The following is a 25,390-nucleotide window of genomic DNA, read 5'->3' as shown; positions in this document are numbered from 1 at the left end:
GTCAGTCGACAGCGATGAAGGCAGCGCCGACTGCACGATTATCCGCAAGCAGCACATTGTAAGTGCGCACGGCCGCTCCGGTCGACATCGGGTCCGAGGCTATTCCGGCTTGTTTGAGCGCTTCCCGCAGAGGCCTGGGCAAAGGCCGTAGGTCCGGTCCCATCCCGACCAGAAAAACTTCCACATCGGCAGCTTCAGCGAGCAGTCGATCGAAGTCTGCGCCCGTCAGGCTCAGGGGATCAGCCGGCTCCCACCCGTAAATACCGGATGGGAGGCAAAGGATCGAGCCTTTGTGCGACATGTCGGCAAAGCGAAAACCGCCATTGCCGTACGCCTCGATGGGGGCGCGGCCGGGGAAATGCGCCTTGCGCATGACGATACCCTGTCCCATCGGCTCTCACCGCTGCTCAAAGGATTCAGCCACACCTGTCATTCACGCCCCTGACGCCGGCGCAGGAGCGGAGCCTGTGCCCTTCTTGGTGCCCTCTTCCTTCTCGAACATGTCCGGCCGGAGCTTGAACAGGATCAGCATGGGGCCGGCAATGAACACCGACGAGTAGCTGCCGACAAACACGCCGATGATGATCGCAAACACGAAGGAGGAAATGACCTCGCCGCCGTAGAAATAGAGCGCAAGGAGCGCCAGCAGCACCGTCAGGCCGGTCAGCAGCGTTCGTGACAGCGTGTGGTTCAGAGCCAGATTGATGATCTGCTCGATCGGCATCTTCTTGTACTTCCGCAACATCTCGCGGATGCGGTCGTAGATGACGACTGTGTCGTTGATAGAGTAGCCGACCACGGTGAGGATCGCCGCAATGGATGACAGATTGAACTCCAGTCCGAAGAAGACATAGATGCCCACGATCACGATCACGTCATGCGCCGTCGACACCACGGCGCCAACGCCGAATTGCCACTCGAACCGGAACCAGATGTAGATCAGCAACGCCAGCATCGAAGCGAGAATACCCAGGGTGCCTGTGCGCGCCAGTTCGCTGGAAACGGTTGGACCCACGGTCTCGACACGCCGGAAGTCGTAATCGTCAAGGAACTCGCCCTTGATCTTCTCGACCGCAGACTGTTCGGCATTGTCGCCGGCATCCTGCGCGGCGACGCGAACCATCAGTTCGCCCTGATCTCCGAATTCCTGAACCTGAACGTCACCCAGATTGAGCTGCTCCAGGCGCGAACGGACATCCGCCGCATCGGCCTGATGCGACTTTGCCTGTATCTCGATGACCGAGCCACCCTTGAAGTCGACGCCGTAGTTGAAGTCCTTGACGAACATCATCCCGATGATGGCGATCGACACGACACCCGACAACGCGAAGGCCCAGTTGCGCAGCTTCATGAAAGGCAGGGATGGCTCAAGAGGCAGGTAATGCACAAGCCCCTTCGGATATTCGGTCGGCTTGGAACGCTTGATCCAGAACGCAACCATCCAGCGCGTCAGCGTGAAAGCGGTGAACACGGTGGTGATGATGCCGATGCCGAGGGTTACCGCAAAACCGCGAACCGGGCCAGTGCCGACATAGAACAGGATGACGGCCACGATGAAGGTGGTCAGGTTGGCGTCGACAACGGTTGCCAGCGCCTGCTTGAAGCCCTGATCGAACGACTGGACAATGGATTTTCCATACGCCCTCTCCTCGCGCACACGCTCGAAGATGATGATGTTGGAATCGACGGCCATGCCCATTGTCAGCACGATACCCGCGATACCCGGCAGCGTAAGCGTCGAGCCCAGCAGCGTCAGAATGGCGATCATCATGGCAACGTTGGCCGCCAGCGCCAGATTGGCGATGAGGCCGAGTTTGCCATAGACCAGCAACATGCAGATGATGACGAGCGTGCCACCCACCAGCGAGGCGAACTTGCCGGCGTTGATGGAGTCCGCACCCAGGCTCGGACCAACCGTGCGCTCCTCCACGATCGTCAGCGTCGCTGGCAGAGCGCCGGCGCGCAGAAGAACGGCCAGATCATTGGCGGTCTGTGGTGTGAAGGACCCGGAAATCTGGCCCGAACCACCAAGGATCGGCTCGTTGATGCGCGGAGCCGAAATCACCTGATTGTCGAGAATGATGGCGAACAGCTTGCCGGTATTCTGCTGCGTGGCCTGACCGAAGCGCGACGCGCCCTTCGAATCGAAGCGGAAAGACACCACCGGCTCATTGGTCCGCTGGTCGAAGGTCGCCTGTGCATCGACGAGGTTTTCGCCGGAAACGATCACACGGTTTTCGATGAGGTAAGGAATCGGCGGATCGTCGCGCGAGAACAGCACGGTCGAACCGGCAGGCGGACGGCCTTCCATGGCTTCCTGAACCGGAACGCTCTGATCGACCATCTGGAATGTCAGCTTGGCCGTCTGGCCCAGAATGTCCTTCAGGCGCTCAGGGTCCTGAAGTCCGGGAACCTGAACCAGAATGCGGTCGTCACCCTGACGCTGAACGATTGGCTCGGTCGTGCCCAGTTCATTGACGCGGCGGCCAACCACCTCGATCGACTGGTTGAGTGCAGTCGCCGTGCGGTACTGAATACCGGAATCGGTCATGGTGAAGCGAAGCAGGCCGGGCTCCGGCTCGTCCATCGACATTTCGGTCACGCTTCCGGAGCCGAACAGGCCGGAAGAAACCGGTGTGGTCAGCGACTTCAGCGCTTCCTTCGCTGCCGGCACCTGTCCGGCATCGCGAATGCGCACCTGCACCACCTTGCTGGTGCCCGACAGGCCGGTGTAGCCGATGCGGGCATCGCGAAGCTGCGTCCTGATTTCATCACGCGCACTTTCGAGCTGCGCCTTGATCAGGTCGTTCGTATCGATCTTGAGCAGGATGTGCGAGCCACCCTGCAGATCGAGCCCGAGTGTCATCTGCCGCGTCGGAAACCAGTTCGGCAGCGAGGACAGCAGAGACTGCGGATAGAGGTTGGGTAGCGAAAACAGCACGCCCAGCAGGACGACGGCCCAGATCGAAAACGTCTTCCAGCGCGAAAAATAAAGCATCTGTCGAAAACCTGTTGGCGTGCCCGTGGGCCATGTGATGAGGGCCATCGGCCCCCATTACGGTTATTTCTTGGCGTTCTGGTTCGCGACCGGCTCGCCCTTGACGCGAACGTCAGCAATGGTCGAACGCAGCGCCGTCACTTTCATGCCGCCGAGGTCGATTTCCAGCTCATTGTCGTCGATGACCTTGGTCACCTTACCGATGAAGCCGCCGCCGGTGACAACGGTATCGCCCCGACGAATGGCCTGCAGCATCTCGCCACGCTTCTTCATCTGCGCGCGCTGCGGGCGGATGATCAGAAAGTACATTACCACGAAAATAAGAACGAAAGGCAATATGCTGATGAACATATCGGGTGCGCCGCCTGCGGCCTGCGCATATGCCGGGGTCACGAACATGAATAACTCCTGGATAAAAAGGAAAGCCGTATTCCGGCCAGAAAATCCGGCCGGAATATAGTCGCTCAAGCAGCCATTGCAACCGCGCTGCGCGCCCAATCCCGCGCTTTTCGCGCCAATCGACCCATGATACAGCCTTCTCAAACCCATCGGATAGCAGAAGAAATACGCCAACCATGACCGACACTCCACTCGATGCCCTGAACAGCAAGCTCGATCGCCTGATTGAAGCAGTCAGCCGTCTGGCTCCCGCAGAGGTTCCGAAAAGCGACATCGATGCCGCCGATTGCTTTGTGTGGCAGGCAGAGCTGTCGTTTCTGGAGCCGGTTCACAGCGTGAACAGGGTGGACATCGACCTCATCAAGGGAGTCGACCGGGTGCGCGACATTCTGGTGGACAACACCGAACGCTTTGCAACCGGCCTTCCGGCCAACAATGTGCTCCTGTGGGGCGCACGCGGCATGGGAAAATCATCGCTGGTCAAGGCGGCGCACGCTACGGTCAACGCATCCGGCAAAGCCCCCTCGCCGCTCAAGCTCATCGAGATTCATCGCGAAGACATAGACACGCTGCCAAAGCTGATGAGCCTGTTAAAGGCAGCGCCGCACCGCTTCATCCTGTTCTGTGACGACCTGTCGTTCGACCATGACGACACGTCCTACAAATCTCTCAAAGCAGCGCTGGAAGGCGGCGTCGAGGGACGACCGAACAATGTGATCTTCTACGCCACGTCCAACCGTCGCCATCTGCTGCCCCGCGACATGATCGACAATGAGCGCTCGACGGCCATCAATCCGTCTGAAGCGATCGAGGAAAAAGTTTCCCTCTCCGACCGATTCGGATTGTGGCTGGGTTTCCACAAATGCTCGCAGGATGATTATCTGGCCATGGTGGACGGCTATGCCAGCCATTACGGGCTGGATGCCGACAAGGACTCGCTGCGCGCTGAGGCACTTGAATGGGCAACCACCCGCGGAAGCCGCTCCGGTCGCGTGGCGTGGCAATTCATTCAGGATCTGGCTGGCCGGATCGGCAAGCCTCTGTCGAAGATCTGATCCTGTCGCGGCATTCACGCCGCAACTGCGTGAATGCTGACGGAATCGCTGCGTCGTTAATCGGCTCTTCAAAGACGAAAAACCCGCCCCATCGCAGGGGCGGGTGACGTGGCGGGGCAGACTGGAGGTCAGGAAGACCCGCCAACAGTTCCTGTTGCCTATTCCAGATAGGTTGACGGATCGACCGGAGCCGAATTCTTGCGGATCTCGAAGTGCAGCTTCGGCGCATTCGCATTGCCGCTCATGCCCGACAGCGCGATCTGCTCGCCCCGCTTGACGGTCTGGCCGCGCTTGACGTTCAGCTCGCTGGCATTGCCATAGACGGTCACCAGGCCGTTGTCGTGGCGCACCAGAACCGTGTTGCCGAATTCCTTGAGGCCGTCGCCGGCGTAGATCACCACACCGTTCTCTGCCGCCTTCACAGGCGTGCCCTTCGGAACGGAAATATCGATACCGTCTCCGCCCGGTCCGCCGAATCCCGAAATGACCCGACCTTTGACCGGCCAGCGCATCTTGCCGATTCCTGTGGAATCAGGAGCTTGCGCACCATCGTCCTGAACCTGATCGAGCGCCTTCGTTGCCTGTTTGGGCGGCGTGTAGGAAGCGACCTTCTCGCTCGCGGTCTGCTGCGGAGCGGGTGGCGTCGAGGCGGTCTTTACCGGATCGACATTGGCCGGGGTCTTCACCGCAGCCACAGCCGTGGTTGCGGCGGCTGTCGCACCCGGAACCTTCAGGCTCTGACCGATACGAATATTGCCATCAGCGAGGCCGTTCGCCTGCTGCAGGGCAGCGACGCTGACGCCGGTCTTGCGCGATATTGCCGAAAGCGTGTCGCCCTGCTGAACCGTGTAGGCTCCTGCTGCGGCAGCGACTGCCGGCGCGGCCTTGGTCGGGCTGGCCGGCTGCGGCACTGCCGCGACCTGCTGGGGCTGGGAAACCGGCTGGGCAGTGCGGTCGGCAAGACGCTGCGCTTCCTGTCCGGCCGTCTGGAACGGCTTGTTGGACGGAACCGGCACCTGCTGCTGCGCCACGGAAGCGGTCGTGGTCGTATCGAGGCGCGGCGCGGTCGCAACCTGCGCCGGAGCTGGCGCAGCGGGAACTGCGGCCGGAGCCGGAGCCTGCGCCACCACGGCGGGCTGCGACGGCGGTGGCAGCGAAGAGCGCCCAACCGTTCCGGAACCGTAGCCACCGCCTGTATAGACGGGCTGCTGTGCCGCAACATCGCCCGGATATGGCTGGGAAACATTGCCATATCCGCCAACTTTGGCCTGAGGTGTGGATGCGGTGGTTATCCCGTCGAGACCATCGGTAAACCGCATGGCACCCGAACTGCAACCCGACACAACGGCGACGACCAAGAACATGGCGCATCCGCGCGCCAGATTGCGCCTTTTTGCCTTCAAAATGCTGAATTGCATGACACTGACCCGCGCTGACCCGGAACGAACTGGGTACGATTAAAGCGCGTTAATGTTACTGGTCGGTTAAGCCATTCAATTCAGCGTAAAATTTTCCTAAAAAACGCTGATCAGATGACAGAGGCAGTTCCGGGGATAAGTGGCTGCAAACGGACCACGCCGATATCTTCGCGCTCGAAGCGGCTGCCCACCTTGGTGAGTTTGGCGACGAGCTGCTCGCCTTCCGCCGGGCCGACCGGCGCTATGACAAGTCCGCCACTCGACAATTGTTCAAGCAGGAAACGCGGGATGCTCTCGAACGCAGCCCACACCACGATGCGGTCGAAAGGACCTTCATTGTGGAGACCGTTGGAACCGTCGGCGTGGCGCACGATGACGTTGGAAATGCCCAGCGCATCGAAACGCTGCCGCGCCTGCTCGGCCAGCGTCTTGTAACGTTCGACTGTAATGATGCGGCCCGCCAGCCTGGACATCACGGCTGCCGTGTAGCCCGAGCCCGTGCCGATCTCCATGATCCGCATGCCGGGCTCCAGCCCCATTGCCGCGAGGATAGCCGCCTGAATGTCCGCGCCTTCGATCGCCTCGCCGCACTCGATCGGCAACATGCGTTCCGACCAGGCGACATTGCTGAACTGTGGAGCCAGAAAGCCACGGCGAGGTGTGGCTTCTATCGCGGCAATCAGAGCTTTCGGGACTGTTCCCTTGCCACGCAGGCGAAGCAGGAAGGCTGCGAACCCCTCGCGATCCTCATCTGTCATGCAAGCGCCTTGGTCAGCTGATCGCGGATTTCATATGCGGTGAAATCAAGCTGCAGCGGAGTGACCGAAACATAATCATTCTCGATGGCATGAATGTCGGTGCCGGTCTTGCCGTTGCTTTCGCCCCTGCCGAACCGCATCCAGTAATAAGGGAGCCCCCGGCCATCGCGGCGCTCATCAATCCACAGGCGGTGGACGACCTTGCCCTGCGATGTCACCTGCGTACCCTTCACATCCTGCGCGGCACATTTTGGGAAGTTGATGTTGATGAGCACACCTTCCTGATGCGGCATCGCCAGCAGCTTCTTCAAAAGATCCGGAGCCAGTGCCTCGGCGGTTTCATACGGCACGACGCGCTCCTCACCATCATGCGTGTAGGACTGGCTGAGCGCGATCGAACGGATGCCAAGCAAAGTTCCCTCCATCGCACCGGCCACCGTTCCCGAATAAGTCACGTCATCGGCGATGTTGGAGCCGGAATTGATGCCTGACAGAACAAGATCGGGCAGGCCCGGCAGCACCTTGCGCGCGCCCATGATGACGCAATCGGTGGGGGTGCCGCGCACGGCAAACCGCTTCTCCCCGATCTTGCGCAGGCGCAGCGGTTCCGAAATCGACAGCGAGTGCGCGTAGCCGGACTGATCATTTTCAGGTGCCACCACCCACACGTCGTCGGACAATGTGCGGGCGACGCGCTCCAGTGACTGAAGACCCTCGGCGTGGATACCGTCGTCGTTCGTAAGCAGAATACGCATCTATCTCACTTCTATCTTTTCGAGGCCGCCCATATAGGGCCGCAGAACGTCAGGGACAGTGACCGAGCCGTCCTCGTTCTGGTAATTTTCCATGACAGCGATAAGCGCACGGCCAACCGCCACCCCCGAACCATTGAGCGTATGGACAAAGAGGTTGCCCTTGCCATCCTTGTCCTTGTAGCGGGCGTTCATGCGGCGCGCCTGAAAGTCCCCGCAGACGGAGCAGGACGAAATTTCGCGATAGGTCTTCTGTCCCGGCAGCCACACCTCGATGTCGTGCGTGCGGCGCGCGCCAAAGCCCATATCGCCAGTGCACAGCACCACGGTGCGGAACGGCAGGTCCAGCCGCTTGAGCACATCCTCGGCGCAGGCCGTCATGCGCTCATGTTCCTCGATCGAGCTGTCGGCATCGGTGATCGACACCATCTCGACCTTGTAGAACTGGTGCTGGCGCAACATGCCACGGGTGTCACGCCCGGCCGATCCCGCTTCTGAACGGAAGCAGGGCGTAAGCGAGGTAAAGCGCAGCGGCAGCTTTTCGTGCGCCGTGATCTCCTCGCGCACCAGATTGGTGAGCGGCACCTCGGAGGTGGGAATGAGGCCGAGCCTGCCATCGCCATGCGGCAGGAAGAACAGGTCTTCCTCGAACTTCGGCAGGTTACCGGTACCGAACAGCGCGTCATCGCGCACCAGCAGCGGCACCTGAACCTCGGTGTAGCCGTGCTCGGTGGTGTGCAGATCCAGCATGAACTGGCCAAGCGCACGCTCCAGCCGCGCAAGCTGGCCCTTCAGCACGGTGAAGCGCGAACCGGAAAGGCGCGCGGCGCGCTCGAAATCCATCATGCCGAGCCCTTCGCCGATGTCGAAATGCTCGCGCGTCCAGTTCGCAGGCACCGGCACCTTGCCGACCTTGCGCAGCTCGACATTGTCGTTCTCGTCCTTGCCGACCGGCACATTGTCCAGCGGCAGGTTCGGGATCACCGCCAGTGCGTCGTTGAGCGCCTTGTCGAGACGGCGCTCCTCCGCCTCGCCATTCTGAATGAAGGACTTGATGTCACCGACCTCGGCTTTCAGCTTCCCGGCCAGTTCCATGTCCTTTGCGGCCATGGCCTTTCCGATTTCCTTCGAGGCGGCGTTGCGGCGTTCCTGCGCCTGCTGCAGCTTCAGCACATGCGTGCGGCGCGCCTCGTCACCGGCAACGATCGCATCGACTGTCGACTGCGCATCCGCCTGCGACCAGGAGCGCTTCTTCAGCGCTTCAACCAGAGCGTTGGGGTTCTCGCGAATCCACTTGATGTCAAGCATGGCAGGCCGTTCCTTGGTGAAGTGTCATCGGCCTAAACCGCATCCGGAGACGTTTCAAGCTTGGGACCTGCAAGCGGGTCAAATTTTCGCGCATTGGCACAATTCCCGCCATCACTTCTTGCCCGTCCGGGCAATCGGGACAAATCTATCAAGGGTCGATACCCGCCTGGAAGAATCACGTCGCAATAGAAAGCTGCACCAAAAGATGACTGATTTCGCGCTTCCCCTGCCCACTGTTCCTTCCGTCGCCATCAGGAACAGTCAGCAGCGTTTTCCGGTCCGGCGCATATTTTGTGTGGGGCGAAATTATGCCGCCCATATCCGCGAAATGGGCAACGACGAGCGCGACCCGCCCTTCTTCTTCACCAAGCCGGCCGATGCGGTCGTGGATTCCGGCACCGTGATCCCCTACCCCCTTGCGACAGAAAACCTTCATCACGAAATCGAGCTGGTGGTCGCCATCAGCAAGGGAGGCGTGAATATCGGCCACGATGCTGCGGCCGACCATATCTGGGGTTATGGCGCCGGGATCGACCTGACCCGTCGTGACCTGCAGGATGTGGCGAAGAAGGCCGGCAGGCCGTGGGACTGGGCGAAAGCGTTCGATCATTCGGCCCCCTGCGGCCCACTTATCCCGGCGGCTCGCGACAGCATTCCGCACAGCGGACGGATCCGGCTTTCCGTCAATGGCGAAGTGCGCCAGCAGGGAGATCTGGCCGAGATGATCTGGCCCGTGCCGGATATTGTAGCGATTTGCAGCCAGGCAGTGGAATTGCAGCCCGGCGACCTGATCTTCACCGGCACGCCATCCGGCGTCGGCCCTGTCGTTGCGGGTGACCGTCTCAGCGGCGAGATCGAAAACATTGGCGTGGTCGATCTGGAAATCGGCGCCCGGCGATAAAGGCCGTCCGCTACGATGAAGGGCGCCGGCGCGGCTTTCGGCGCCTCTCATAGAACATCACAAGTGTTTCTGCGGTGAGTGCCGGTGTTTCCTCGCCCTCGATATCGATGGTGTTGAGGAACTTCATCAGATACTGCCCCGGCGCCTTGTCTTCCATGGAAAGCAAGGTCGCGCGCAGGCGGACACGGGAGCCGACCCGCACCGGCGCGAGAAAACGCACCTCGTCGAGCCCGTAATTGAATGCCGCCTGCGTGTTTTCCGGGATCGCGCCGAGATCATGGCACAGCGCTCCGATGATCGACAGCGTAAGATAGCCATGGGCGATGGTGACGCGCAACGGGCTTTCCCGCCTCGCGCGCTCGGGATCCGTATGCAGCCACTGGCGATCGCCCGTGCAATCGGCGAACTGGTCGATCCGCGATTGGTCCACAACCGTCCAGCCGGAAACGCCAAGCTCCTGACCGATCATGGTCTTCAGTTCATCGAATGTCGGTGGCCGTCTGTCCATTCCGCCTTTCCAGCATATGCCTTCATCAAATCCGGTTATGGCTACTATAAGCGCTTCAGTGTGGCAATTTTGGAAACGCCGTAGAATCTATCGATCCATTCCGGAAGATCGAACTCCCGAAGAATCAGATTCTTCTAAAACCATACGGATGGATTTGGTTGCCCTATGAAAGAAAAATACTCTCGAACACATAAAGCGCTATGCCGGCAATACCTCCGACGATCATGCCGTTGAAACGGATATATTGCAGGTCCCTGCCAATGTTGATCTCGATCAGGCGGGTAAGCTGCGCCAGATCCCAGCGTTTGACCTGATCGGCGATGAAGGTCGACACGCCACTCTTCTGGCTTTCCACGAATGCGGCGAGCGCCACGACGAAGCCAGCGTTCATATCCGCCTTTACCTTGGGATCTTCGGCCAGATGGCGCCCGATCTCCACAAACATGTTGGTCAGATGCGACTGGATCGCCCCTCCCTTGCCGTCCGCCCCCTGCTCGATGAAATCGCGCAGGCTGGCCCACATGGTGGAGATCAGTCCGCGCATCTCGGGCCGCGCCAGCAAATCCCGCTTCAGCTTCTCCGCGCGCTCGGCATAGTCCCCGGACGTTTTCAGGCGAACGATGAAACCCTCGACGAAGCGGTCGAACTCGTCGCGCAGCGGGTGCGCCGGGTCGGCCTGCACATCCTCCAGAAGGGTCACCGCGGAAGCCACGATTTTCTTCAGAAGATAAGCGTCCGCGCGGAATAGGTTGAAAAGCGTCGGCAATTCGGCGCGAATCTTTTCGCGCATGGCTTCCAGCGCCCGCTCATCGGCGAGAAAGCCCGAAACGGCCCGCACCAGTTCATCGAACAGCTTCTGGTGGCCCCGATCATGGGTGAAGGCGGACAGAAGGTCTGCGGCGAGCGGCGCCACCTTCACCTTCTCCAGTTCGTCTACCAGGCGCTTGCCGACGAAATCCCGCAGTCCGGATTGCTCGACGGCGGCAAGCATCTGCGGCACCAGCCGGCCGACAAATCGCGACAGGCCGGCCGAGCGTTTTTCGTCCGCCAGCCAGTCCGCGACGAGTGCCGCGAAATCCACCTCCTTCAGTTTCTCGCGAACCGGTCCGGGCGCCAGGAAATTGACCTCAATGAACCGGCCGAGATTGTCGGCAATGCGGGTCTGATTGGAAGGAATGATCGCCGTGTGCGGGATCGGCAACCCAAGCGGCCGCCGGAACAGCGCAACTACCGCATACCAGTCGGCCAGCCCGCCAATGGTTGCCGCTTCAGCGAAAGCGGCAACCAAGCCCATCGCCGGATAGGCCGGTTGCAGAAGCTTCGCAACGGCAAACAGCGCCACGCAAAACAGCAGGGCCATGGCGGCCACGAATTTCGTGCGCCGCAGGGCAGCGATCTTCGCCGCCTCCTCCGTAACCGGACCATCGCGCAAAATATCTGCTGTGGGATTTGTCATCGCTTCAGGGTTCCGTTTTTTCCCGCCTTGCGTGCGCCTGCCGGCGGGCGGCAGGCAAAGGGTAGAGGGGCAATCTTTCACAAATCGTGTCTGCACCCTAAACAACCGAGGCGCTGGCAAGTTGCACTTCGTTTCTGTAGTTGTTGCACTGCGAAAAAGAAGTTCAAGGAGCAAGCATGTCTTCGAGGACAATCGACCACGCTTTCACGGCGCGCACCAGGCGGGGCGCCGCTTCCGATCCCACCTATGCGGGCGCGCTGTCCTTCATGCGACGCAAATTCACCAAGGACGTGTCGGGCGCCGATGCGGTGGTGTGGGGCATTCCCTTCGATGCCGCCGTCACCAACCGCCCCGGGGCGCGATTCGGACCGCAGGCCATCCGTCGCGCCTCGGCCATACTCGACAACGACCCGCAATATCCGTTCTCGCGCGATCTGTTCGAGGATCTGGCCGTGGTGGACTATGGCGATTGTCTGCTGGACAGCGGCAACCACAATAGAACGCCGGCCACAATCGAGCGTGAGGCCGCAAAAATCCTGAAATCGGGCGCCTTCCTGCTTACGCTGGGCGGCGATCATTTCATCACATGGCCGCTGCTGAAGGCGCATGCCGCCATTCACGGTCCGCTGGCGCTGGTGCAGTTCGATGCGCATCAGGACACTTGGCCCGATGACGGCAAGCGTATCGATCACGGTTCCTTCGTCGGCCGCGCGGTGAAGGAAGGCATCATCGACCCGGACCGCTCGATCCAGATCGGCATCCGCACCCATGCGCCGGAAACGTTCGGCATCAAGATCCTGCACGGCTATGAGGTGGAGGAAATGCGCGCCGCCGAGATCGCCTACGCGATCGTGGAACGCACGGGCGGCCGCAAGACCTATCTGACGTTCGACATCGATTGCCTCGATCCGGCCTATGCGCCCGGAACAGGAACGCCGGTCGCCGGCGGGCCGTCCTCCGCGCGCATGCTCTCCACCCTGCGCAAGCTCGGACAGGTCGACATCGTAGGTGCCGATGTCGTAGAGGTTGCGCCAGCATACGACCATGCCGATATTACCTCTATCGCCGGTTCCATGATCGCCATGCACTATCTCGGCTTGCTGGCGGAACGGAAGGCTAAACAGGACAACGTCGCAAACAACATCCATCACGGGCAGGACATTTAGTCCTGCCGGCATTCAGGCGGATACGGGCAGGCACACAGGAATGAAACCGAAAATCTTCATTGATGGCGAACACGGCACCACCGGGCTCCAGATCCGCACGCTGTTGGCCGGGCGCGGCGATCTTGACATCATTTCCGTGCCCACCGAACGCCGCAAGGAAAAGGAAGCGCGCGCGGAGTATCTCAACGCCGCCGACATCGCCATCCTGTGCCTGCCGGACGATGCGGCGCGCGAAAGCGTGTCGCTGATTGCCAACGACACCACGCGCGTCATAGATGCCTCGACCGCCCACCGGGTGGCCGAAGGCTGGGACTACGGTTTCGCTGAACTGAACAAGGACCAGCCGGCCCGCATAGCCACGGCAAAGCGCGTCGCCAATCCGGGTTGCTGGCCGCAGGGCCCGATCGCCACGCTGCGGCCGCTGGTGGAGGCAGAGCTGCTGCCCGCCGATTTCCCGGTCACCATCAACGGCATCACCGGCTATTCCGGCGGCGGCCGCACCATGATCGAGGATTATGAGGCAAAGGGCGAAAGCGCCTGCGAATTCTTTCCCTACGGGCTTTCGCTTCAGCACAAGCATATTCCCGAGATCAGGACCTATGGCCGCCTCAGCCGCGATCCGATCCTGCAACCGGCGATCGGCAATTTCGCTCAGGGCATGATCACCGTCGTGCCGCTGCAACTGGGAACGCTGGATTACATTCCGAGCGGTGCAGAGCTGCACGCAGCCATCGCCGACCACTACGCGGCCATTCCGGGCTCCGTGGTGGAAGTCGCGCCTTACGAGCAGGTCGAGCGCGTTCCGGACATCGATCCGGAGCGCTACAACGGCACCAACAGGATGAAGGTCTATGTCTTCGCCAATGACGACCGCGCACAGGCCCTTCTGATTGCCGTCTACGACAATCTCGGCAAGGGCGCGTCGGGTGCTGCCGTGCAGAATCTCGACCTGATGATCGGCCCGATGACAGGCAAGGGCGTTTGACACAGACGCCGGCATTTCCGGATCGCTGGAACATCAGAACGGCGCGGCTGATCGCGGATACGTTCAGCAGCCGCGTCTGGAAGATCACGTCTGGCGACGGTTCGATTGCCGTCGTCAAGGACCTCAAGCCCTTTGACGATGTGGACGACGAGTTGCGCGGCGCATATCTGCTTGCCTGGCGCAATGGCGTCGGGCTTGTCCGCCTGATCGATCAGGACGGGCATCGGATGCTGATCGAATATGCCGGCGAGCGACATCTGACCGATGTGCTCGACGTTCAGGGCGATCCGGCAGCCACCGACATCGCAGCCGACATCATTGTCCGTCTGCATGCACCCGGCGCGCACCCTGCTCCGCCGGAGTTGCAGCCGCTGGCCGAGCGTTATGAAGCCTTGTTTACCAAGGCAAAACAGGATCGCGCAGCCGGCATCAACTCGATCTATGTGCAGGCGGCGGAACTGGCGCAGCGGCTTCTCGACACCGCAAGCGACGTGCGCCCGCTGCATGGCGACCTGCATCACGAAAATATTCTGGAAGGGCCGCGCGGCTGGCTCGCCATAGACCCGAAGGGCGTGTTGGGCGAACCCGGCTTCGATGCCGCAAACCTGTTTTTCAACCCGCTGGAACGGGACGATCTGTGCCTCGACCCCGAACGCATCGGGCGCATGGCCGGCCAGCTTGCGCAGGCCATGCGGCAGGATCCCCGCCGGCTTCTCGACCATGCCTTCGCCTATGGCTGCCTCTCGGCCGCATGGCATCATGGCGACGACAATGCAGCCGACGAAAACCGGGAACTGTCTGTCGCCTCTGCGGTCCGCGAGGTCAGGAAACGGTTCTGACCTCGCCGGGCAGCGGGTAAGCGCCCCTGGTGCCGCGCCAATGCGCGGCGGCGAAGCCCAGCACCACCAGCGCGAATCCCTGATGCGTCAGGGCCACATGCATCGGCACTTCCAGAACCAGCGTCGCGATGCCGATGATGGCCTGTATCAGCACCAGAATGAACAGGAATACGGCGCGACGCGAATGCGTGGTGCTCGGAAGGCGTCGCCCGGTGGATATCATGTGCCACAGCGCCACCACGAACAGCGTATAGGCGCCGATGCGGTGCACGAACTGCACGGTCTTGGGGCTTTCAAAGAAATTGCGCCACACCGGCTCCAGGATCAGCAGGTCGCCGGGGATGATCCTGCCGTCCATCAGCGGCCATGTCGTGTAGCTCAGTCCCGCATGCAGCCCGGCGACCAGACCGCCGAGATAGATCTGCACCATGATCAGCAGAACGAGGATGCCGGCCATCCGCTGGGTTTCGCGGTCTGCAGCGCCCTGCGAGTGCGGCGCCAGTCCGCGCGCCACCACCATCGTGGCCATGAATATCAGCGAGGCCAGCGTCAGATGCGTGGCGAGCCTGTACTGGCTGACATTGACCCGCTCGACCAGTCCCGACGCGACCATCCACCAGCCAATTGCGCCCTGAAGTCCGCCCAGAGCGAGTATGCCGATCAGCTTCGGCGTCAGCCCGCGCTCCACCCGCCGCGTTGCCCAGAAGAAGATCAGCGGAATGGCGAACAGAAAGCCGACGCCACGGGCCAGAAGCCGGTGCGCCCATTCCCACCAGAAGATGGTCTTGAACTCATCGAGGCTCATGCCATGGTTGATTTTCTCATATTGGGGAATCTGCTGGTATTTCAGGAACTCTTCCTGCCATTCCTCCACATTGAGCGGCGGAATGACGCCATGAATGGGCTTCCATTCGGTGATCGACAGGCCGGAACCCGTCATGCGCGTGGCACCGCCGACAAGGATCAGCGCGAACAGCACCACCAGAATGCTGTAGAGCCAGAAACGCACCTGCGCCCGGTTTCGCAAGAGGCGTTTCCGGTCAGGCAAGGCAGATGCGTAATCGGCGTCGACAGCCATTGCGTCTCTCCAGCAGTTTCAGCGCATCGGACAGAAAAATCGAACCGGCTTCCAGCCTGTTCCGATGGCCAGTCAAAACGTCGAGGCTCTGGTGGCGTGTCGACGACGACGCGCATCACCGTACCCAGGCGGCGGATTGGTGGACCATGGCGCGTTGGCTGGCAAGACCGGGCGGCGCGGCACGCCGTCGCGCCACTTCATCTTGCGTCAGCTTCCTGCAGGGCCTATGCGAATGCAACGGAAAGGACGACCAGATGCCAGTTCGCCTCAAAAAGCTGATCGGAACGATTCTTCTGGTGCTTCTCGTCGTGGTCTATTCCCTGCTTGCCACGATGATCGCGGTCGCGCAGCTCTCGCAATCCGGCCCAGTCGCACATCTCTTGTTCTTCCTGATCGGTGGCCTCGTCTGGATCCTGCCGGCAATGGTCATCATAAAATGGATGGTCAGCGAACCCAAACGGAGCTGACGCTCATTCCTCGCTGCTCCGCTTGCCAAGCCGGTTTCCCGGTTCTTCAACATTTCGTGCATTGATTGCCTGCATTGCGTGCAGAATGGTGACGCGAACAGGGACGGGGAACTGATGGACGCAGCAGCGCCATTCAGCAGGGATGGCCAGCCTCAGAGGGAAACCGCTTCCGTCTCGCTGGCCTCGGAGAGCACTCTTCGCGATTATGAGCAACTTTGCGACGTGGCTGTTCATGCACCGTCGCAGGGACGGCTGTGGGTACGGAACTGGAGCCGGCACCATCCGGACACCAGCATCATAGCCACACTGAACGTTGACGGGCGCCCGGTGTTTGCGCTGGCTCTGGAGATGGTCGCCCTTGGGCCGCTGCGGATTGCAAGATTCATGGGCGGCTGTCATGCCAACGGCAATTTTCCGGCGACCGACCCCGCCTGGCTCGATCACGCGAGCCCCGCGGCATTTGCCGCGCTGTTCGATGCGCTGGCCGGCTTCCGCCCGGCAATCGACGTTGTGCTGCTCGACCGGCTTCTCCCGGCAAGCGATGCAATGCCCCTATCCCGACCCAATCCGCTGCGTGCGCTTCGCCCGTTCGACAGCCCCGATATTTCGCTGGCCGTGAACCTCTTCGGCGGCTTCGAAGCGATGATCGCCTGCCCGGAAGGCCGGGGCAAACACAAGAGATACCGCTCACAGGCACGCAAATTCGCGGCCGCGGGCACCTGCCGGCGTATCGAGGCGACGAGTTCAGAGGACGTGGACAGGCTTCTTGACGCCTTTTTCGAGATGAAGGCGGCCCGCTTTGCCAGCATGGGTATTACCGATGTCTTTGCGCTGCCCGATGTGCGTGCGTTCTTTCGTAACCTGTTTGCCGACTCGCTTCGGGAGCCCTCCCCGCCTTTCGTGTTGCACGGGCTCGAAGTGGCCGGAAAGCTGCGCGCCATCACCGGGTCGAGCCGCTGCGGAAATCGACTGATCTGCGAGTTCGGCTCTATCTCGGAAGATGAGCTCCGTCATCTGAGCCCCGGCAACTTCCTGTTCTTCGACAATATCCGGGAAGCGAGCGAACAGGGTTTCACGATCTATGATTTTTCCATCGGCGACGAACCCTACAAGCGGCAATGGTGCGATACCGAAATCCGCTATCTGGAAACGCTGATCCCGCTGACAGCCGCCGGCAAGGCCTACGCATTCATCCACAGGCAGAAGGTCCGCCTCAAGACACGCCTCAAGCAGAGCCCGACGCTGTGGCCGCTGCTGAAAAACATGCGCCGGATACTGGCCGGGCGGCCGGCGAAGAAGAATAGCGATTAGCTGGCCATAGCGATCAGCTGGCGGGCTTGCGCACTGCCTCGGTTGCTTCGATCGCCTGACGCAATCGCGCATCACGCCCATAGACGTCGCCGAAATATTCCACCTTGCCAGCCATGTCGGGCCAGGCGGTGAAGTACGCGACATAGACGGGAATCCTGCGCGTCACCTTCTCGGTGGAATGCCCCTTGCCGAGTTTTTCGGCCACATGCTCCACCGAGGTGCCGAGCACGGCGGCGGCCATGCCGCGCGGGTCCTGCAAACGCACGCAGCCATGGCTCAGGGCGCGCATGTCACGCTCGAAGTAAGATTTTTGCGGCGTGTCATGCATGTAGATGGCGTGCTTGTTGGGAAACAGGATCTTGAGTTCGCCAAGCGCATTGGCCTCGCTGGGCGCCTGCCGCACGTTGAACGGAACCTTTCCACCATATTGCGACCAGTTGATCGAAGAGGAAGGGATGCGCTTTCCCTTGGAATCGGTGACTTCGTAGCCCGCGCGGTCGAGGTAGCCGGGATCGTTGCGCAGCCTCGGCAGCATCTCATTGACGATGATGGACTGCGGAACGCCCCAGTAAGGGTTGTAATCCACCTGCTTTATCTCGTCGAAGAAGAAGCTGGTCTGGTTGCCGGTTCCGCCAATGACGGTTCGCGTCTTCAGCTTCTCCTCGCCGCCCTCGATATAGCTGGCCGTGAATGCGGGCTGGTTGATGAACACGCGCGGGCTCCCGAGATCGGAAGGCAGCCAGCGGATCTGCTCCATCGCGATCCGCACCTTTTCCTGCCGGCTGGCCTTTGATTCGCCCGCCAGCGCAGCCACAGTGCGCGATCCGATGACGCCATCCGGCTTCAGCCCCGCATTTTTCTGGACTTCCCTGAACAGCGGCACCAGCTCGGGACCGTAGGTTTCGCCGCCGCCCAGCCGCGCGATCGTCTCGCCATAGCTGGCGCGCATGTCATCGGTGAGATGCCCGCGCCCGATCAGCGTCAGCAGCTTCGGCAGTTCAGGACTGGACTGGCCCGGCTTCAACAGCAATGCTGGATCGACGAGGATCTCGTTTTCCGCGCTCGCCTCAAGCGTCTCAAGCTCGACCCTCAGCGCCTCATATTCCGGATTTTGCGGATGCCGTGATTCCAGATAGGCGCGCACCTCGCGCGTGTTGGAAAGAATTCCGAGTACACCCTTCAGATTTATAGGCTTTTCCGGAAAATCGTAATAACCGGAAATGCGATTCGGCTGCACACGCCCCTGTCGTGCATCCCGCACATATCGCAGCGCCCTTGCCGACAGCGCCATCTCGAAACGGATCAGATCGGCCCGCCGCGCGGCCTCGTCGGCGCCGGCTTCCACCACCGGAACCGCGACGGAATAGTCGGCAGGCGAGAAGCCATGGCTCTCCGCCTCGCCCAGCACGCGGATGGCTTCGCGGGCCTTGTCATCAATGGCGTCATTCGAGATCCAGATAAAATCCGGATGCGCGCTGTAATGCTCGATCAGGGCCTTCGCTATGGCCGGCTCGGCCAGCAGATTATAGCCTTCGAGGCCCGCAAGAGCCTGACGAAAATCGTTCTTTCCCGCTACCGGCGTGAACGAGGCTTTTTGCGGCGCTTCAGTCAGCACGGAAAAATCCACGCGCGTCAGCTTGTCGGCCTTGTAGGTGTTGTAGCCCGGGCTCGATATTTTGGTGATCGGGGCAGCCTGTCTGGGCTTCGGCGGCGGCGGAAACTCACCCTGCAACGGGGCGGAATGGCGTCTGGCCGGACCTCCGAACAGCATGTCCAGCAGGTTCTGGGCATTTGCCGGCGAAGCTGCCAGCAGAAGACCGGCCCCAACCAGACATGCCGGAACAAGCCGCATCCGTGTTCCCGATCGCTGCATGAATGACCACCTGCTTTGACAACATCACCGCGGCGCCAAACTGCGAGAGCAGCCCGGCGCCTGTTCGCGACTATAATGATTCACGGCGATTTGGTTAAATTTATCTGAAATTCCTGTTTATCTGACATCCGGACATGGGTGGCCAGCACCGGCTTGCTGTGCCATCAATCCAGACTGATGCCCATTCGGGAGGAGATTTGCATGAAGAAGGGTTTCCGCGCCTTGCTGGACGAGGCCAATGCCGAGGTGGAAGCCATTTCGCCCGAGGCCGCCGCCGAGCTTCTATCGTCGGACGGAATCACGTTCGTCGATCTGCGCGACCCGCGCGAGATCGAGCGGGAGGGCAACATTCCCGGCGCGCGGCATTGCACGCGCGGCATGCTGGAATTCTGGATCGACCCGGAAAGCCCGTATCACAAGCCATTCTTCGCAACCGGAAACACCTTCGTGTTTTTCTGTGCCGGCGGCTGGCGTTCCGCTCTGGCGGCCAAGACCGCGCAGGATATGGGACTGGAGCCGGTCAAGCACATCGAAGGCGGTTTCGGGGCGTGGAAAAAGGCAGGACTGCCGGTCGAGCCAGCCCCGACAAAAGCCTGATCATCAGGCCAGAACCTGAGCGTCAGTTTGCCAGCGCGACAGGTACGGGCTCCGCGCGGGCGACGAAATCCACCGACCGTTCGACAACCGACGGATCGGCGAGGATCCGCCTGTGTCCCAGCCCTTCCGCCCAGTAGATCTGCACATGCGGACCGGCCTTCGTGAAGGCCTGCGCCTGTTCGGCAGGAACCTCGCGATCATCCGGCGCATGCACGACAAGCGTGGGCACCTGTAATTGCGCCAGTTGCCGGTCGCCGATGAAATCACTGAGCGGGCGACCGGCCATCCGATGCAGGCGCTGCGACATCGCACTTTGCGATCTCGGTCCGACATTGAGAGCCTGGCTAAAACCTTCAAACACAGCGGGAATCGAATTCGGAGCGGCAACCAGCACAAGGCGCTTAGCCGACAAAGGCGCAATGCCCGGAATGGAACCGGCTATGGCATTCAAGGCAACGGCCCCGCCAAAGGAATGGCCGACAACCGCGGCGAACGAGCCGAAACGTTCAGAGGCCGCCCTTACGGTATCGAGCGCATTGAACATGGTGAGCTTGCGCCCTTCTGACCGCCCATGCCCCGGCAGATCGAGCGACACCACCCGGTAACCGGCATCGCGATAACCGGCGATGAGCCATCGCATATATTCAGTGCGCGAACGCCAGCCGTGCACGACCAGAACCGTATCCTGTCCGGGCGATGAAGGCTCAGGGCTGAATTCATAAGCCGCCACGCGACCCGTGCGCGTTTCCAGCATATGGTTGCGCGCCTCCTGCATGAACCCGGCGGCACTGCTCACCGCCCTGCTCTCACCCGCGGTCAGCTTGCCGGGGTTGGGTGTTCTCGAAAACAGTGCAAAAGCGGCGCGGCCAGTGAGACCGGGAGCCACTCGCTCACCGATACCGAACATGCACCGGATGACCTTCGGCTGAATTGGTGCCATAGTGCAAAATCCAAAACTGGTTCAATGATGAACAATGATAGTTCAAGAATGAACAATAAACAAGAGCTTCCTTGGGACAACCCCCGCTTTCGCAACTGGGTGGCGGTGGCACGCGCGTGTCATGCGCTGGAACGCACGCTGGCTGCCAGGCTGGCCCCGCTCGACCTGAAGCCTGCCCAGCTTGACGTGCTGATGAACCTTTATCGCCATCCCGGCATGTCGCAGCACGACCTGGCGCGCAAGCTGCTCGTCGGCCGCTCCAACATCACGATGCTGTTGCCGCAGCTTGAAAAGCGCCGGCTGGTGCGGCGCGAAGGCGACCCGAAGGACAAGCGAATCCTGCGCCTTTCCCTGACCGAAGACGGCACGGCCCTGCTCATGGAATCGCTCAGGATCTACACGGGGCTCATCGAGATCGCGATGGCCGGAACCTCGCCGGAACATTGCGACATGATGGGCGACCAGATGCGGCGTATCACCGAGGTTCTGGATAAGGCCCGAGAAGGCTGAACTCTTCCTTGAAAACGTGAAGAATCATAATCAACATACTGATAATCAATGATTTCGACTATCTCCTGTCGCGAGAAAGCCCTTTCGCGGCGAGTTCGTCCAGATAAGCCTGCCAGCGGGTTTCCTTTTCCCGGCCGAGTTCGGCAAGATAGATCCATGTAAAGATCCCGGTATCGTGGAAATCGTCGAAGGTGATGCGGACGGCATAGTTGCCGACAGGATCGATGCGGGTGATTGTCACTTCGCGCTTGCCGGGAACCGTGACACGCTGCTCGGGCGAGTGTCCCTGCACTTCGGCTGAAGGCGACAGCACCCGCAGCATCTCCGCTGGCAGCTCGATCGGTTCCGCGCCCGGAAATGTCACGAACAGCGTTTTGCGGTCCTTCGAGACCCTGAGTTCCGATGGGGCGGTCATGGCAGCCTCTCTCCTTTGGGACGCATCCGTCTACAATAACCGCGCACGGCCCGCCACAGCTGAAGATTAAGTCCCGCAGGCAAGCCAATTCACCTTGAATGGCAAGCCGCTTCGTATCACATAGGAGTATATAACGCCTGCACCGGCCACGAGAACTGCCGCGCGAGCGGAAGATGGGAATGCGCAATGGACATGATCGACCCCTTCGGTCGCCATATCAGCTATCTTCGCATATCGGTTACAGACCGCTGCGATTTCCGCTGCGTGTACTGCATGGCCGAGGACATGGCATTCCTGCCGCGAAAGGATCTGCTGTCGCTGGAGGAACTGGACCGGCTCTGCACCGTCTTCATCGAAAAGGGAGTGCGTAAGCTACGACTTACCGGTGGCGAGCCGCTGGTGCGCAAGAACATCATGCATCTGGTGCGCGAGCTTTCGCGACATCTGAAAAGCGGCGCCCTTGAAGAACTGACTTTGACGACCAACGGCTCGCAATTGTCGCGCTTCGCCGGTGAACTGGCGGATGCCGGCGTGCGCCGCATCAACGTGTCGTTGGATACGCTCGACGCGGAAAAATTCCATGCGATCACGCGCTGGGGTCACCTGGAAAAGGTCATGGCCGGCATAGATGCCGCGCAGGCCGCCGGCCTGAAGGTCAAGATAAACGCCGTGGCGCTGCGTGGCTTCAACGACATCGAAATGCCTGGCATGCTGCGCTGGGCGCATGGGCGCGGCATGGACATGACCGTCATCGAGACCATGCCGATGGGCGAGATAGAGGCAGACCGCACTGACCAGTATCTGCCCCTTTCGGTTCTGCGCGCGCAGCTTGAACGTCAGTTCACGCTCACCGACATTCCATTCAAGACCGGCGGCCCTGCCCGCTATGTAGAGGTAGCCGAAACAGGCGGAAGGCTGGGCTTCATCACGCCGATGACCCATAATTTCTGCGAAAGCTGCAACCGCGTGCGCCTCACCTGCACCGGCACCCTCTATATGTGCCTCGGTCAGGACGACGCAGCGGATTTGCGCGCACCGCTTCGCGCTTCGGAGGGCAATGAGTTGCTTTCCGCCGCTATCGATGAAGCCATCGGCCGCAAGCCGAAGGGGCATGATTTCATCATCGACCGCCGCACCAACCGTCCCTCTGTTTCCCGACACATGAGCGTTACCGGTGGCTGACCGGTAAGTTTCCCCCTCATGGGCCATTGCCGTGCCGGCAACGCCTGCTAGCGTGGGCGCGGGAGTATGAGGGGGCCGGTTTCTTGAATCTTTCTGACAACATGCGCGGCGCGCTTTACATGGTCGTCGCGATGATCGGCTTCACCATCAACGACGCCATCACCAAGCTGATGTCAGAATCCATGAATCTGGCGCAAGTTATGCTCGTGCGCGGAATTTTCGCATCAACGACAATCACGCTCATAAGTTGGCGAAGCGGTGCGTTCTCACAGATGCGCCTGCTGCTTCAACCGCTGGTCGCACTGCGGGCCGTCAGTGAAGTCGCAGCAACCGTCACCTTTCTTATGGCGCTGTCCCAATTGCCTATTGCGAACGTGTCAGCCATCCTGCAGGCCCTGCCGCTGGCTGTGACCATGGGGGCGGCGCTGGCGTTCGGACAAACTGTCGGCTGGAGGCGCTGGATAGCGATATGCGCCGGCTTCATAGGCGTGGTGATCACCGTCCGCCCCGGATATGAAGGCTTCAGCTCCTATTCCTTCTATGCGCTTGCCAGCGTGTTCTGCTGCACGGTGCGCGATCTGGCCACCAGCAAGCTGCCCGACAATATCCCGACCCTGCTCGTATCCACGGTCACGTCGATCGTGGTCATGGCCACGGGCGCACTTCTCCTCGCGCCGATGGGCGGCTGGACGCCAATAGAACCCCGCAATCTGGCACTGATGGCGCTGGGCGCCATGCTCCTGCTGCTCGGTTATCATTTCATCATCATGGCCATGCGGGTGGGCGATGTGTCGTTCATATCCCCCTTCCGCTACACCTCGCTTTTGTCATCCATCCTGCTTGGGATCATCATTTTTTCCGAACTGCCGGATATGCTGATGATTCTCGGCGCAACGATCATCGTCGCCTCCGGCCTCTATACGCTTTACCGCGAGCGCACGGTCGGCCGATACGAGACCGCGGCCAAGAGCGCCGGCCCCAGCATGGGACCCGACGGCATATAGGACAGCTGAAAACCATGGTGCAGAACATTGCAGGCATCATCCTGGCTGGTGGATTGTCGAGCCGCATGGGCGGCGGCGACAAATGCCTGCTGGAATTGTCCGGCAAGCCAATTCTGCGCCATGTGATTGAACGTATCCGGCCGCAGGTCGCCATGCTCGGCCTGAGCGCCAACGGCGATCCGAACCGTTTTTCTCAGATCGGCCTGCCCATATTGCCCGACACCATTGAAGGCTATGTTGGGCCGCTGGCAGGCGTTCTGGCCGGCCTGGAATGGATAGAGAAGCAGGATTCGGTCCGCGCGCTGGTCACTGTCGCTGGCGATACGCCGTTCTTTCCCCGTGATCTGGTTAGCCGCCTCGCCCTTGCTGCCGATACCACAGAAGATACGATCGCCGTTGCGCGCGCCGGTGAGCGTGACCACCCGACATTTGCCCTTTGGCCCAAGACCATGGCCTCGTCGCTGCGATCCTATCTGCTTCAGGGCGGGCGCAGGGTGTTCGGCTTCATTGAGGCGCAGTCCAGCGTTGCGGTGGATTTCCAGTCCGATGGCGGGAGCGATCCCTTCTTCAACATCAATACGCCGGAAAATCTTGCCGAGGCGGAACGGATCGTCGAAGAAGGCAGCGCATGAAACACCGTGTCTTTGGTATTACCGGATGGAAGAATTCCGGGAAAACGACCCTCACGGAACGGCTTGTGGCGGAACTCGTCGGCCGCGGCTGGAAAGTCTCCACCGTTAAGCACGCACATCACGGCTTCGACATCGACAAGGAAGGGACCGACAGCTATCGCCACCGCGCCGCCGGTGCAGGTGAAGTCGCCATCGTATCGGGCCAGCGCTGGGCATTGATGCACGAGCTGGCCGGAGAAGAGGAGCCATCGCTCGATGACATTCTCGAACGGCTGGCAGAATGCGACCTCGTGCTTGTCGAGGGCTACAAGCGCGAATCGCAGCTCAAGATCGAGGCACGCCGACGCGGTGCGCGCGACCACACACCGCTTTCCATAAACGATCCCAACATCGTGGCCATCGCCGCAGATCATCCCCAGCCCGGCGAGACACTGCCGGTATTCGGCATCGACGACATCCCGGCTATCGCGAGCTTCATTGAGAAAGTTACCGGCCTCAAGCCTTGACGCCTGCCTCCCTGCAGCATGTCTCCGAACCGCCCCTCAACGTGTTGCGCTGCAATCTGCATCACTGGTTTTAGCGGTTGCTTTTCCAGCAAAAACAATGGGAATATCTTGCCACCCAGCGGCCGCGAGAGCCACGCGAAGATGCCGGACAGGCATTCACAATAACGATAGGGAACACTATGCGATTTATGGAAACTGTGCCGGTTGCCTCAGCAGACGAAAGCTGTCCCGTAGCAGCCGGAAATACGCTTCAGGCAGTCGTAGACAGGCCCGCCGCTGGTTTCCTCTTGTTGTATCCGGCTTATTGAGCTTCATCAGCAGGCGTGCTCACT

At 60.8% G+C, this 25,390-nt stretch carries 26 protein-coding genes; 13 read left to right on the top strand and 13 right to left on the bottom strand.

What is annotated here, in order from left to right; genetic code table 11:
• Nucleotide 1 precedes the first annotated feature (1 nt).
• The 3 genes from MIC97_RS02530 to yajC form a co-directional block, all read right to left on the bottom strand.
• Nucleotides 2-391 (bottom strand): Mth938-like domain-containing protein, encoded by a 390-nt coding sequence (locus MIC97_RS02530; protein WP_239798710.1) that lies wholly within the window; start codon nt 389-391, stop codon nt 2-4.
• A 42-nt stretch (nt 392-433) separates the two neighbouring features.
• Nucleotides 434-2,998 (bottom strand): protein translocase subunit SecDF, encoded by a 2,565-nt coding sequence (gene secDF / locus MIC97_RS02525; RefSeq protein WP_239798709.1) that lies wholly within the window; start codon nt 2,996-2,998, stop codon nt 434-436.
• Between the two features lie 63 nt (nt 2,999-3,061).
• Nucleotides 3,062-3,397: a preprotein translocase subunit YajC gene (gene yajC, locus MIC97_RS02520; RefSeq protein ID WP_239801007.1), complete on the bottom strand. Its 336-nt coding sequence runs from the start codon at nt 3,395-3,397 to the stop codon at nt 3,062-3,064.
• Between the two features lie 176 nt (nt 3,398-3,573).
• On the opposite strand from yajC, the gene MIC97_RS02515 reads away from it, so the two are divergent.
• Entirely contained in the window at nt 3,574-4,452 is an 879-nt protein-coding gene (locus MIC97_RS02515) for an ATP-binding protein (protein WP_183829994.1), read from the top strand.
• Nucleotides 4,453-4,610: 158 nt separating this feature from the next.
• Here MIC97_RS02515 and MIC97_RS02510 read toward each other — a convergent pair whose 3' ends face one another.
• The 4 genes from MIC97_RS02510 to serS all read right to left on the bottom strand — a co-directional run bounded on the left by MIC97_RS02510 (nt 4,611) and on the right by serS (nt 8,688).
• Nucleotides 4,611-5,870 carry a M23 family metallopeptidase gene (locus tag MIC97_RS02510; RefSeq protein WP_239798708.1) on the bottom strand — a complete coding sequence of 420 codons (1,260 nt, stop codon included), beginning with the start codon at nt 5,868-5,870 and terminating at the stop codon, nt 4,611-4,613.
• A 110-nt stretch (nt 5,871-5,980) separates the two neighbouring features.
• Entirely contained in the window at nt 5,981-6,628 is a 648-nt protein-coding gene (locus tag MIC97_RS02505) for a protein-L-isoaspartate(D-aspartate) O-methyltransferase (protein ID WP_239798707.1), read from the bottom strand.
• On the bottom strand, nt 6,625-7,383 hold the full coding sequence (gene surE, locus MIC97_RS02500) for a 5'/3'-nucleotidase SurE (RefSeq protein WP_183829985.1): 759 nt from the start codon (nt 7,381-7,383) through the stop codon (nt 6,625-6,627). The genes MIC97_RS02505 and surE overlap by 4 nt, the downstream gene beginning before the upstream one ends.
• Nucleotides 7,384-8,688 (bottom strand): serine--tRNA ligase, encoded by a 1,305-nt coding sequence (gene serS / locus MIC97_RS02495; RefSeq protein WP_239798706.1) that lies wholly within the window; start codon nt 8,686-8,688, stop codon nt 7,384-7,386. It lies immediately after the preceding gene.
• A 205-nt stretch (nt 8,689-8,893) separates the two neighbouring features.
• On the opposite strand from serS, the gene MIC97_RS02490 reads away from it, so the two are divergent.
• Nucleotides 8,894-9,589, top strand: coding sequence for a fumarylacetoacetate hydrolase family protein (locus MIC97_RS02490; protein ID WP_239801006.1), 696 nt, complete (start codon nt 8,894-8,896; stop codon nt 9,587-9,589).
• A 10-nt stretch (nt 9,590-9,599) separates the two neighbouring features.
• Here MIC97_RS02490 and MIC97_RS02485 read toward each other — a convergent pair whose 3' ends face one another.
• Nucleotides 9,600-10,097, bottom strand: a complete 498-nt coding sequence (locus MIC97_RS02485; RefSeq protein WP_239798705.1) for a MaoC family dehydratase — start codon at nt 10,095-10,097, stop codon at nt 9,600-9,602.
• Between the two features lie 163 nt (nt 10,098-10,260).
• Nucleotides 10,261-11,553, bottom strand: coding sequence for a DUF445 family protein (locus tag MIC97_RS02480; RefSeq protein WP_239798704.1), 1,293 nt, complete (start codon nt 11,551-11,553; stop codon nt 10,261-10,263).
• A 176-nt stretch (nt 11,554-11,729) separates the two neighbouring features.
• On the opposite strand from MIC97_RS02480, the gene speB reads away from it, so the two are divergent.
• The 3 genes from speB to MIC97_RS02465 are packed head-to-tail and all read left to right on the top strand — an operon-like array spanning nt 11,730 to nt 14,543.
• Nucleotides 11,730-12,719 carry an agmatinase gene (speB, locus tag MIC97_RS02475; protein ID WP_239798703.1) on the top strand — a complete coding sequence of 330 codons (990 nt, stop codon included), beginning with the start codon at nt 11,730-11,732 and terminating at the stop codon, nt 12,717-12,719.
• Between the two features lie 40 nt (nt 12,720-12,759).
• Nucleotides 12,760-13,704: an N-acetyl-gamma-glutamyl-phosphate reductase gene (gene argC / locus MIC97_RS02470; RefSeq protein ID WP_239798702.1), complete on the top strand. Its 945-nt coding sequence runs from the start codon at nt 12,760-12,762 to the stop codon at nt 13,702-13,704.
• The gene (locus MIC97_RS02465; protein WP_239798701.1) at nt 13,701-14,543 is read left to right on the top strand and encodes an aminoglycoside phosphotransferase family protein; all 843 of its coding nucleotides are present in this window, start codon (nt 13,701-13,703) and stop codon (nt 14,541-14,543) included. The genes argC and MIC97_RS02465 overlap by 4 nt, the downstream gene beginning before the upstream one ends.
• Here MIC97_RS02465 and MIC97_RS02460 read toward each other — a convergent pair.
• Nucleotides 14,527-15,621 carry a COX15/CtaA family protein gene (locus MIC97_RS02460; RefSeq protein ID WP_239798700.1) on the bottom strand — a complete coding sequence of 365 codons (1,095 nt, stop codon included), beginning with the start codon at nt 15,619-15,621 and terminating at the stop codon, nt 14,527-14,529. The two genes, MIC97_RS02465 and MIC97_RS02460, sit on opposite strands and share 17 nt — an antisense overlap.
• 254 nt (nt 15,622-15,875) lie before the next feature.
• On the opposite strand from MIC97_RS02460, the gene MIC97_RS02455 reads away from it, so the two are divergent.
• Together MIC97_RS02455 and MIC97_RS02450 are read left to right on the top strand one after the other, a co-directional pair.
• Entirely contained in the window at nt 15,876-16,088 is a 213-nt protein-coding gene (locus MIC97_RS02455; RefSeq protein WP_239801005.1) for a DUF2842 domain-containing protein, read from the top strand.
• A 114-nt stretch (nt 16,089-16,202) separates the two neighbouring features.
• On the top strand, nt 16,203-17,399 hold the full coding sequence (locus MIC97_RS02450; RefSeq protein WP_239798699.1) for a GNAT family N-acetyltransferase: 1,197 nt from the start codon (nt 16,203-16,205) through the stop codon (nt 17,397-17,399).
• A gap of 13 nt (nt 17,400-17,412) precedes the next feature.
• Here MIC97_RS02450 and MIC97_RS02445 read toward each other — a convergent pair whose 3' ends face one another.
• Entirely contained in the window at nt 17,413-19,251 is a 1,839-nt protein-coding gene (locus MIC97_RS02445) for a murein L,D-transpeptidase (RefSeq protein ID WP_239798698.1), read from the bottom strand.
• A 222-nt stretch (nt 19,252-19,473) separates the two neighbouring features.
• Between MIC97_RS02445 and MIC97_RS02440 the strand changes: the two genes are divergently transcribed.
• Nucleotides 19,474-19,869 (top strand): rhodanese-like domain-containing protein, encoded by a 396-nt coding sequence (locus tag MIC97_RS02440; RefSeq protein WP_239798697.1) that lies wholly within the window; start codon nt 19,474-19,476, stop codon nt 19,867-19,869.
• Nucleotides 19,870-19,891: 22 nt separating this feature from the next.
• Here the strand turns inward: MIC97_RS02440 and MIC97_RS02435 are convergent, their stop codons facing one another.
• Nucleotides 19,892-20,809, bottom strand: a complete 918-nt coding sequence (locus tag MIC97_RS02435; RefSeq protein ID WP_239798696.1) for an alpha/beta hydrolase — start codon at nt 20,807-20,809, stop codon at nt 19,892-19,894.
• A gap of 48 nt (nt 20,810-20,857) precedes the next feature.
• Between MIC97_RS02435 and MIC97_RS02430 the strand changes: the two genes are divergently transcribed.
• Nucleotides 20,858-21,319, top strand: a complete 462-nt coding sequence (locus MIC97_RS02430; protein ID WP_239798695.1) for a MarR family transcriptional regulator — start codon at nt 20,858-20,860, stop codon at nt 21,317-21,319.
• Between the two features lie 58 nt (nt 21,320-21,377).
• On the opposite strand, the gene MIC97_RS02425 is transcribed toward MIC97_RS02430, so the two are convergent.
• Nucleotides 21,378-21,734 (bottom strand): DUF971 domain-containing protein, encoded by a 357-nt coding sequence (locus MIC97_RS02425; protein WP_239798694.1) that lies wholly within the window; start codon nt 21,732-21,734, stop codon nt 21,378-21,380.
• 186 nt (nt 21,735-21,920) lie between these two features.
• Here MIC97_RS02425 and moaA point away from each other — a divergent pair, with 186 nt between their 5' ends.
• From moaA to mobB, 4 genes are all read left to right on the top strand, one after another.
• Entirely contained in the window at nt 21,921-22,916 is a 996-nt protein-coding gene (moaA, locus tag MIC97_RS02420; protein ID WP_239798693.1) for a GTP 3',8-cyclase MoaA, read from the top strand.
• Nucleotides 22,917-22,999: 83 nt separating this feature from the next.
• Entirely contained in the window at nt 23,000-23,920 is a 921-nt protein-coding gene (locus tag MIC97_RS02415) for a DMT family transporter (RefSeq protein WP_239798692.1), read from the top strand.
• A gap of 14 nt (nt 23,921-23,934) precedes the next feature.
• Nucleotides 23,935-24,552, top strand: coding sequence for a molybdenum cofactor guanylyltransferase MobA (mobA, locus tag MIC97_RS02410; protein ID WP_239798691.1), 618 nt, complete (start codon nt 23,935-23,937; stop codon nt 24,550-24,552).
• The gene (gene mobB / locus MIC97_RS02405) at nt 24,549-25,058 is read left to right on the top strand and encodes a molybdopterin-guanine dinucleotide biosynthesis protein B (RefSeq protein WP_239798690.1); all 510 of its coding nucleotides are present in this window, start codon (nt 24,549-24,551) and stop codon (nt 25,056-25,058) included. The genes mobA and mobB overlap by 4 nt, the downstream gene beginning before the upstream one ends.
• Nucleotides 25,059-25,390 lie beyond the last annotated feature (332 nt).

This window comes from Aquamicrobium sp. NLF2-7, assembly GCF_022359935.1.
GTDB lineage: Bacteria > Pseudomonadota > Alphaproteobacteria > Rhizobiales > Rhizobiaceae > Mesorhizobium > Mesorhizobium lusatiense.
This window is presented reverse-complemented; position numbering and strand designations above follow the sequence as displayed.

What these genes read in the sequence shown, in the direction of transcription:
- MIC97_RS02530 (WP_239798710.1), bottom strand. Translation starts at nt 391, where the DNA reads ATGGGACAGGGTATCGTCATGCGCAAGGCGCATTTCCCCGGCCGCGCC.
- secDF (WP_239798709.1), bottom strand. Translation starts at nt 2,998, where the DNA reads ATGCTTTATTTTTCGCGCTGGAAGACGTTTTCGATCTGGGCCGTCGTC.
- yajC (WP_239801007.1), bottom strand. Translation starts at nt 3,397, where the DNA reads ATGTTCGTGACCCCGGCATATGCGCAGGCCGCAGGCGGCGCACCCGAT.
- MIC97_RS02515 (WP_183829994.1), top strand. Translation starts at nt 3,574, where the DNA reads ATGACCGACACTCCACTCGATGCCCTGAACAGCAAGCTCGATCGCCTG.
- MIC97_RS02510 (WP_239798708.1), bottom strand. Translation starts at nt 5,870, where the DNA reads ATGCAATTCAGCATTTTGAAGGCAAAAAGGCGCAATCTGGCGCGCGGA.
- MIC97_RS02505 (WP_239798707.1), bottom strand. Translation starts at nt 6,628, where the DNA reads ATGACAGATGAGGATCGCGAGGGGTTCGCAGCCTTCCTGCTTCGCCTG.
- surE (WP_183829985.1), bottom strand. Translation starts at nt 7,383, where the DNA reads ATGCGTATTCTGCTTACGAACGACGACGGTATCCACGCCGAGGGTCTT.
- serS (WP_239798706.1), bottom strand. Translation starts at nt 8,688, where the DNA reads ATGCTTGACATCAAGTGGATTCGCGAGAACCCCAACGCTCTGGTTGAA.
- MIC97_RS02490 (WP_239801006.1), top strand. Translation starts at nt 8,894, where the DNA reads ATGACTGATTTCGCGCTTCCCCTGCCCACTGTTCCTTCCGTCGCCATC.
- MIC97_RS02485 (WP_239798705.1), bottom strand. Translation starts at nt 10,097, where the DNA reads ATGGACAGACGGCCACCGACATTCGATGAACTGAAGACCATGATCGGT.
- MIC97_RS02480 (WP_239798704.1), bottom strand. Translation starts at nt 11,553, where the DNA reads ATGACAAATCCCACAGCAGATATTTTGCGCGATGGTCCGGTTACGGAG.
- speB (WP_239798703.1), top strand. Translation starts at nt 11,730, where the DNA reads ATGTCTTCGAGGACAATCGACCACGCTTTCACGGCGCGCACCAGGCGG.
- argC (WP_239798702.1), top strand. Translation starts at nt 12,760, where the DNA reads ATGAAACCGAAAATCTTCATTGATGGCGAACACGGCACCACCGGGCTC.
- MIC97_RS02460 (WP_239798700.1), bottom strand. Translation starts at nt 15,621, where the DNA reads ATGGCTGTCGACGCCGATTACGCATCTGCCTTGCCTGACCGGAAACGC.
- MIC97_RS02455 (WP_239801005.1), top strand. Translation starts at nt 15,876, where the DNA reads ATGCCAGTTCGCCTCAAAAAGCTGATCGGAACGATTCTTCTGGTGCTT.
- MIC97_RS02450 (WP_239798699.1), top strand. Translation starts at nt 16,203, where the DNA reads ATGGACGCAGCAGCGCCATTCAGCAGGGATGGCCAGCCTCAGAGGGAA.
- MIC97_RS02445 (WP_239798698.1), bottom strand. Translation starts at nt 19,251, where the DNA reads ATGCGGCTTGTTCCGGCATGTCTGGTTGGGGCCGGTCTTCTGCTGGCA.
- MIC97_RS02440 (WP_239798697.1), top strand. Translation starts at nt 19,474, where the DNA reads ATGAAGAAGGGTTTCCGCGCCTTGCTGGACGAGGCCAATGCCGAGGTG.
- MIC97_RS02435 (WP_239798696.1), bottom strand. Translation starts at nt 20,809, where the DNA reads ATGGCACCAATTCAGCCGAAGGTCATCCGGTGCATGTTCGGTATCGGT.
- MIC97_RS02430 (WP_239798695.1), top strand. Translation starts at nt 20,858, where the DNA reads ATGAACAATAAACAAGAGCTTCCTTGGGACAACCCCCGCTTTCGCAAC.
- MIC97_RS02425 (WP_239798694.1), bottom strand. Translation starts at nt 21,734, where the DNA reads ATGACCGCCCCATCGGAACTCAGGGTCTCGAAGGACCGCAAAACGCTG.
- moaA (WP_239798693.1), top strand. Translation starts at nt 21,921, where the DNA reads ATGGACATGATCGACCCCTTCGGTCGCCATATCAGCTATCTTCGCATA.
- mobA (WP_239798691.1), top strand. Translation starts at nt 23,935, where the DNA reads ATGGTGCAGAACATTGCAGGCATCATCCTGGCTGGTGGATTGTCGAGC.
- mobB (WP_239798690.1), top strand. Translation starts at nt 24,549, where the DNA reads ATGAAACACCGTGTCTTTGGTATTACCGGATGGAAGAATTCCGGGAAA.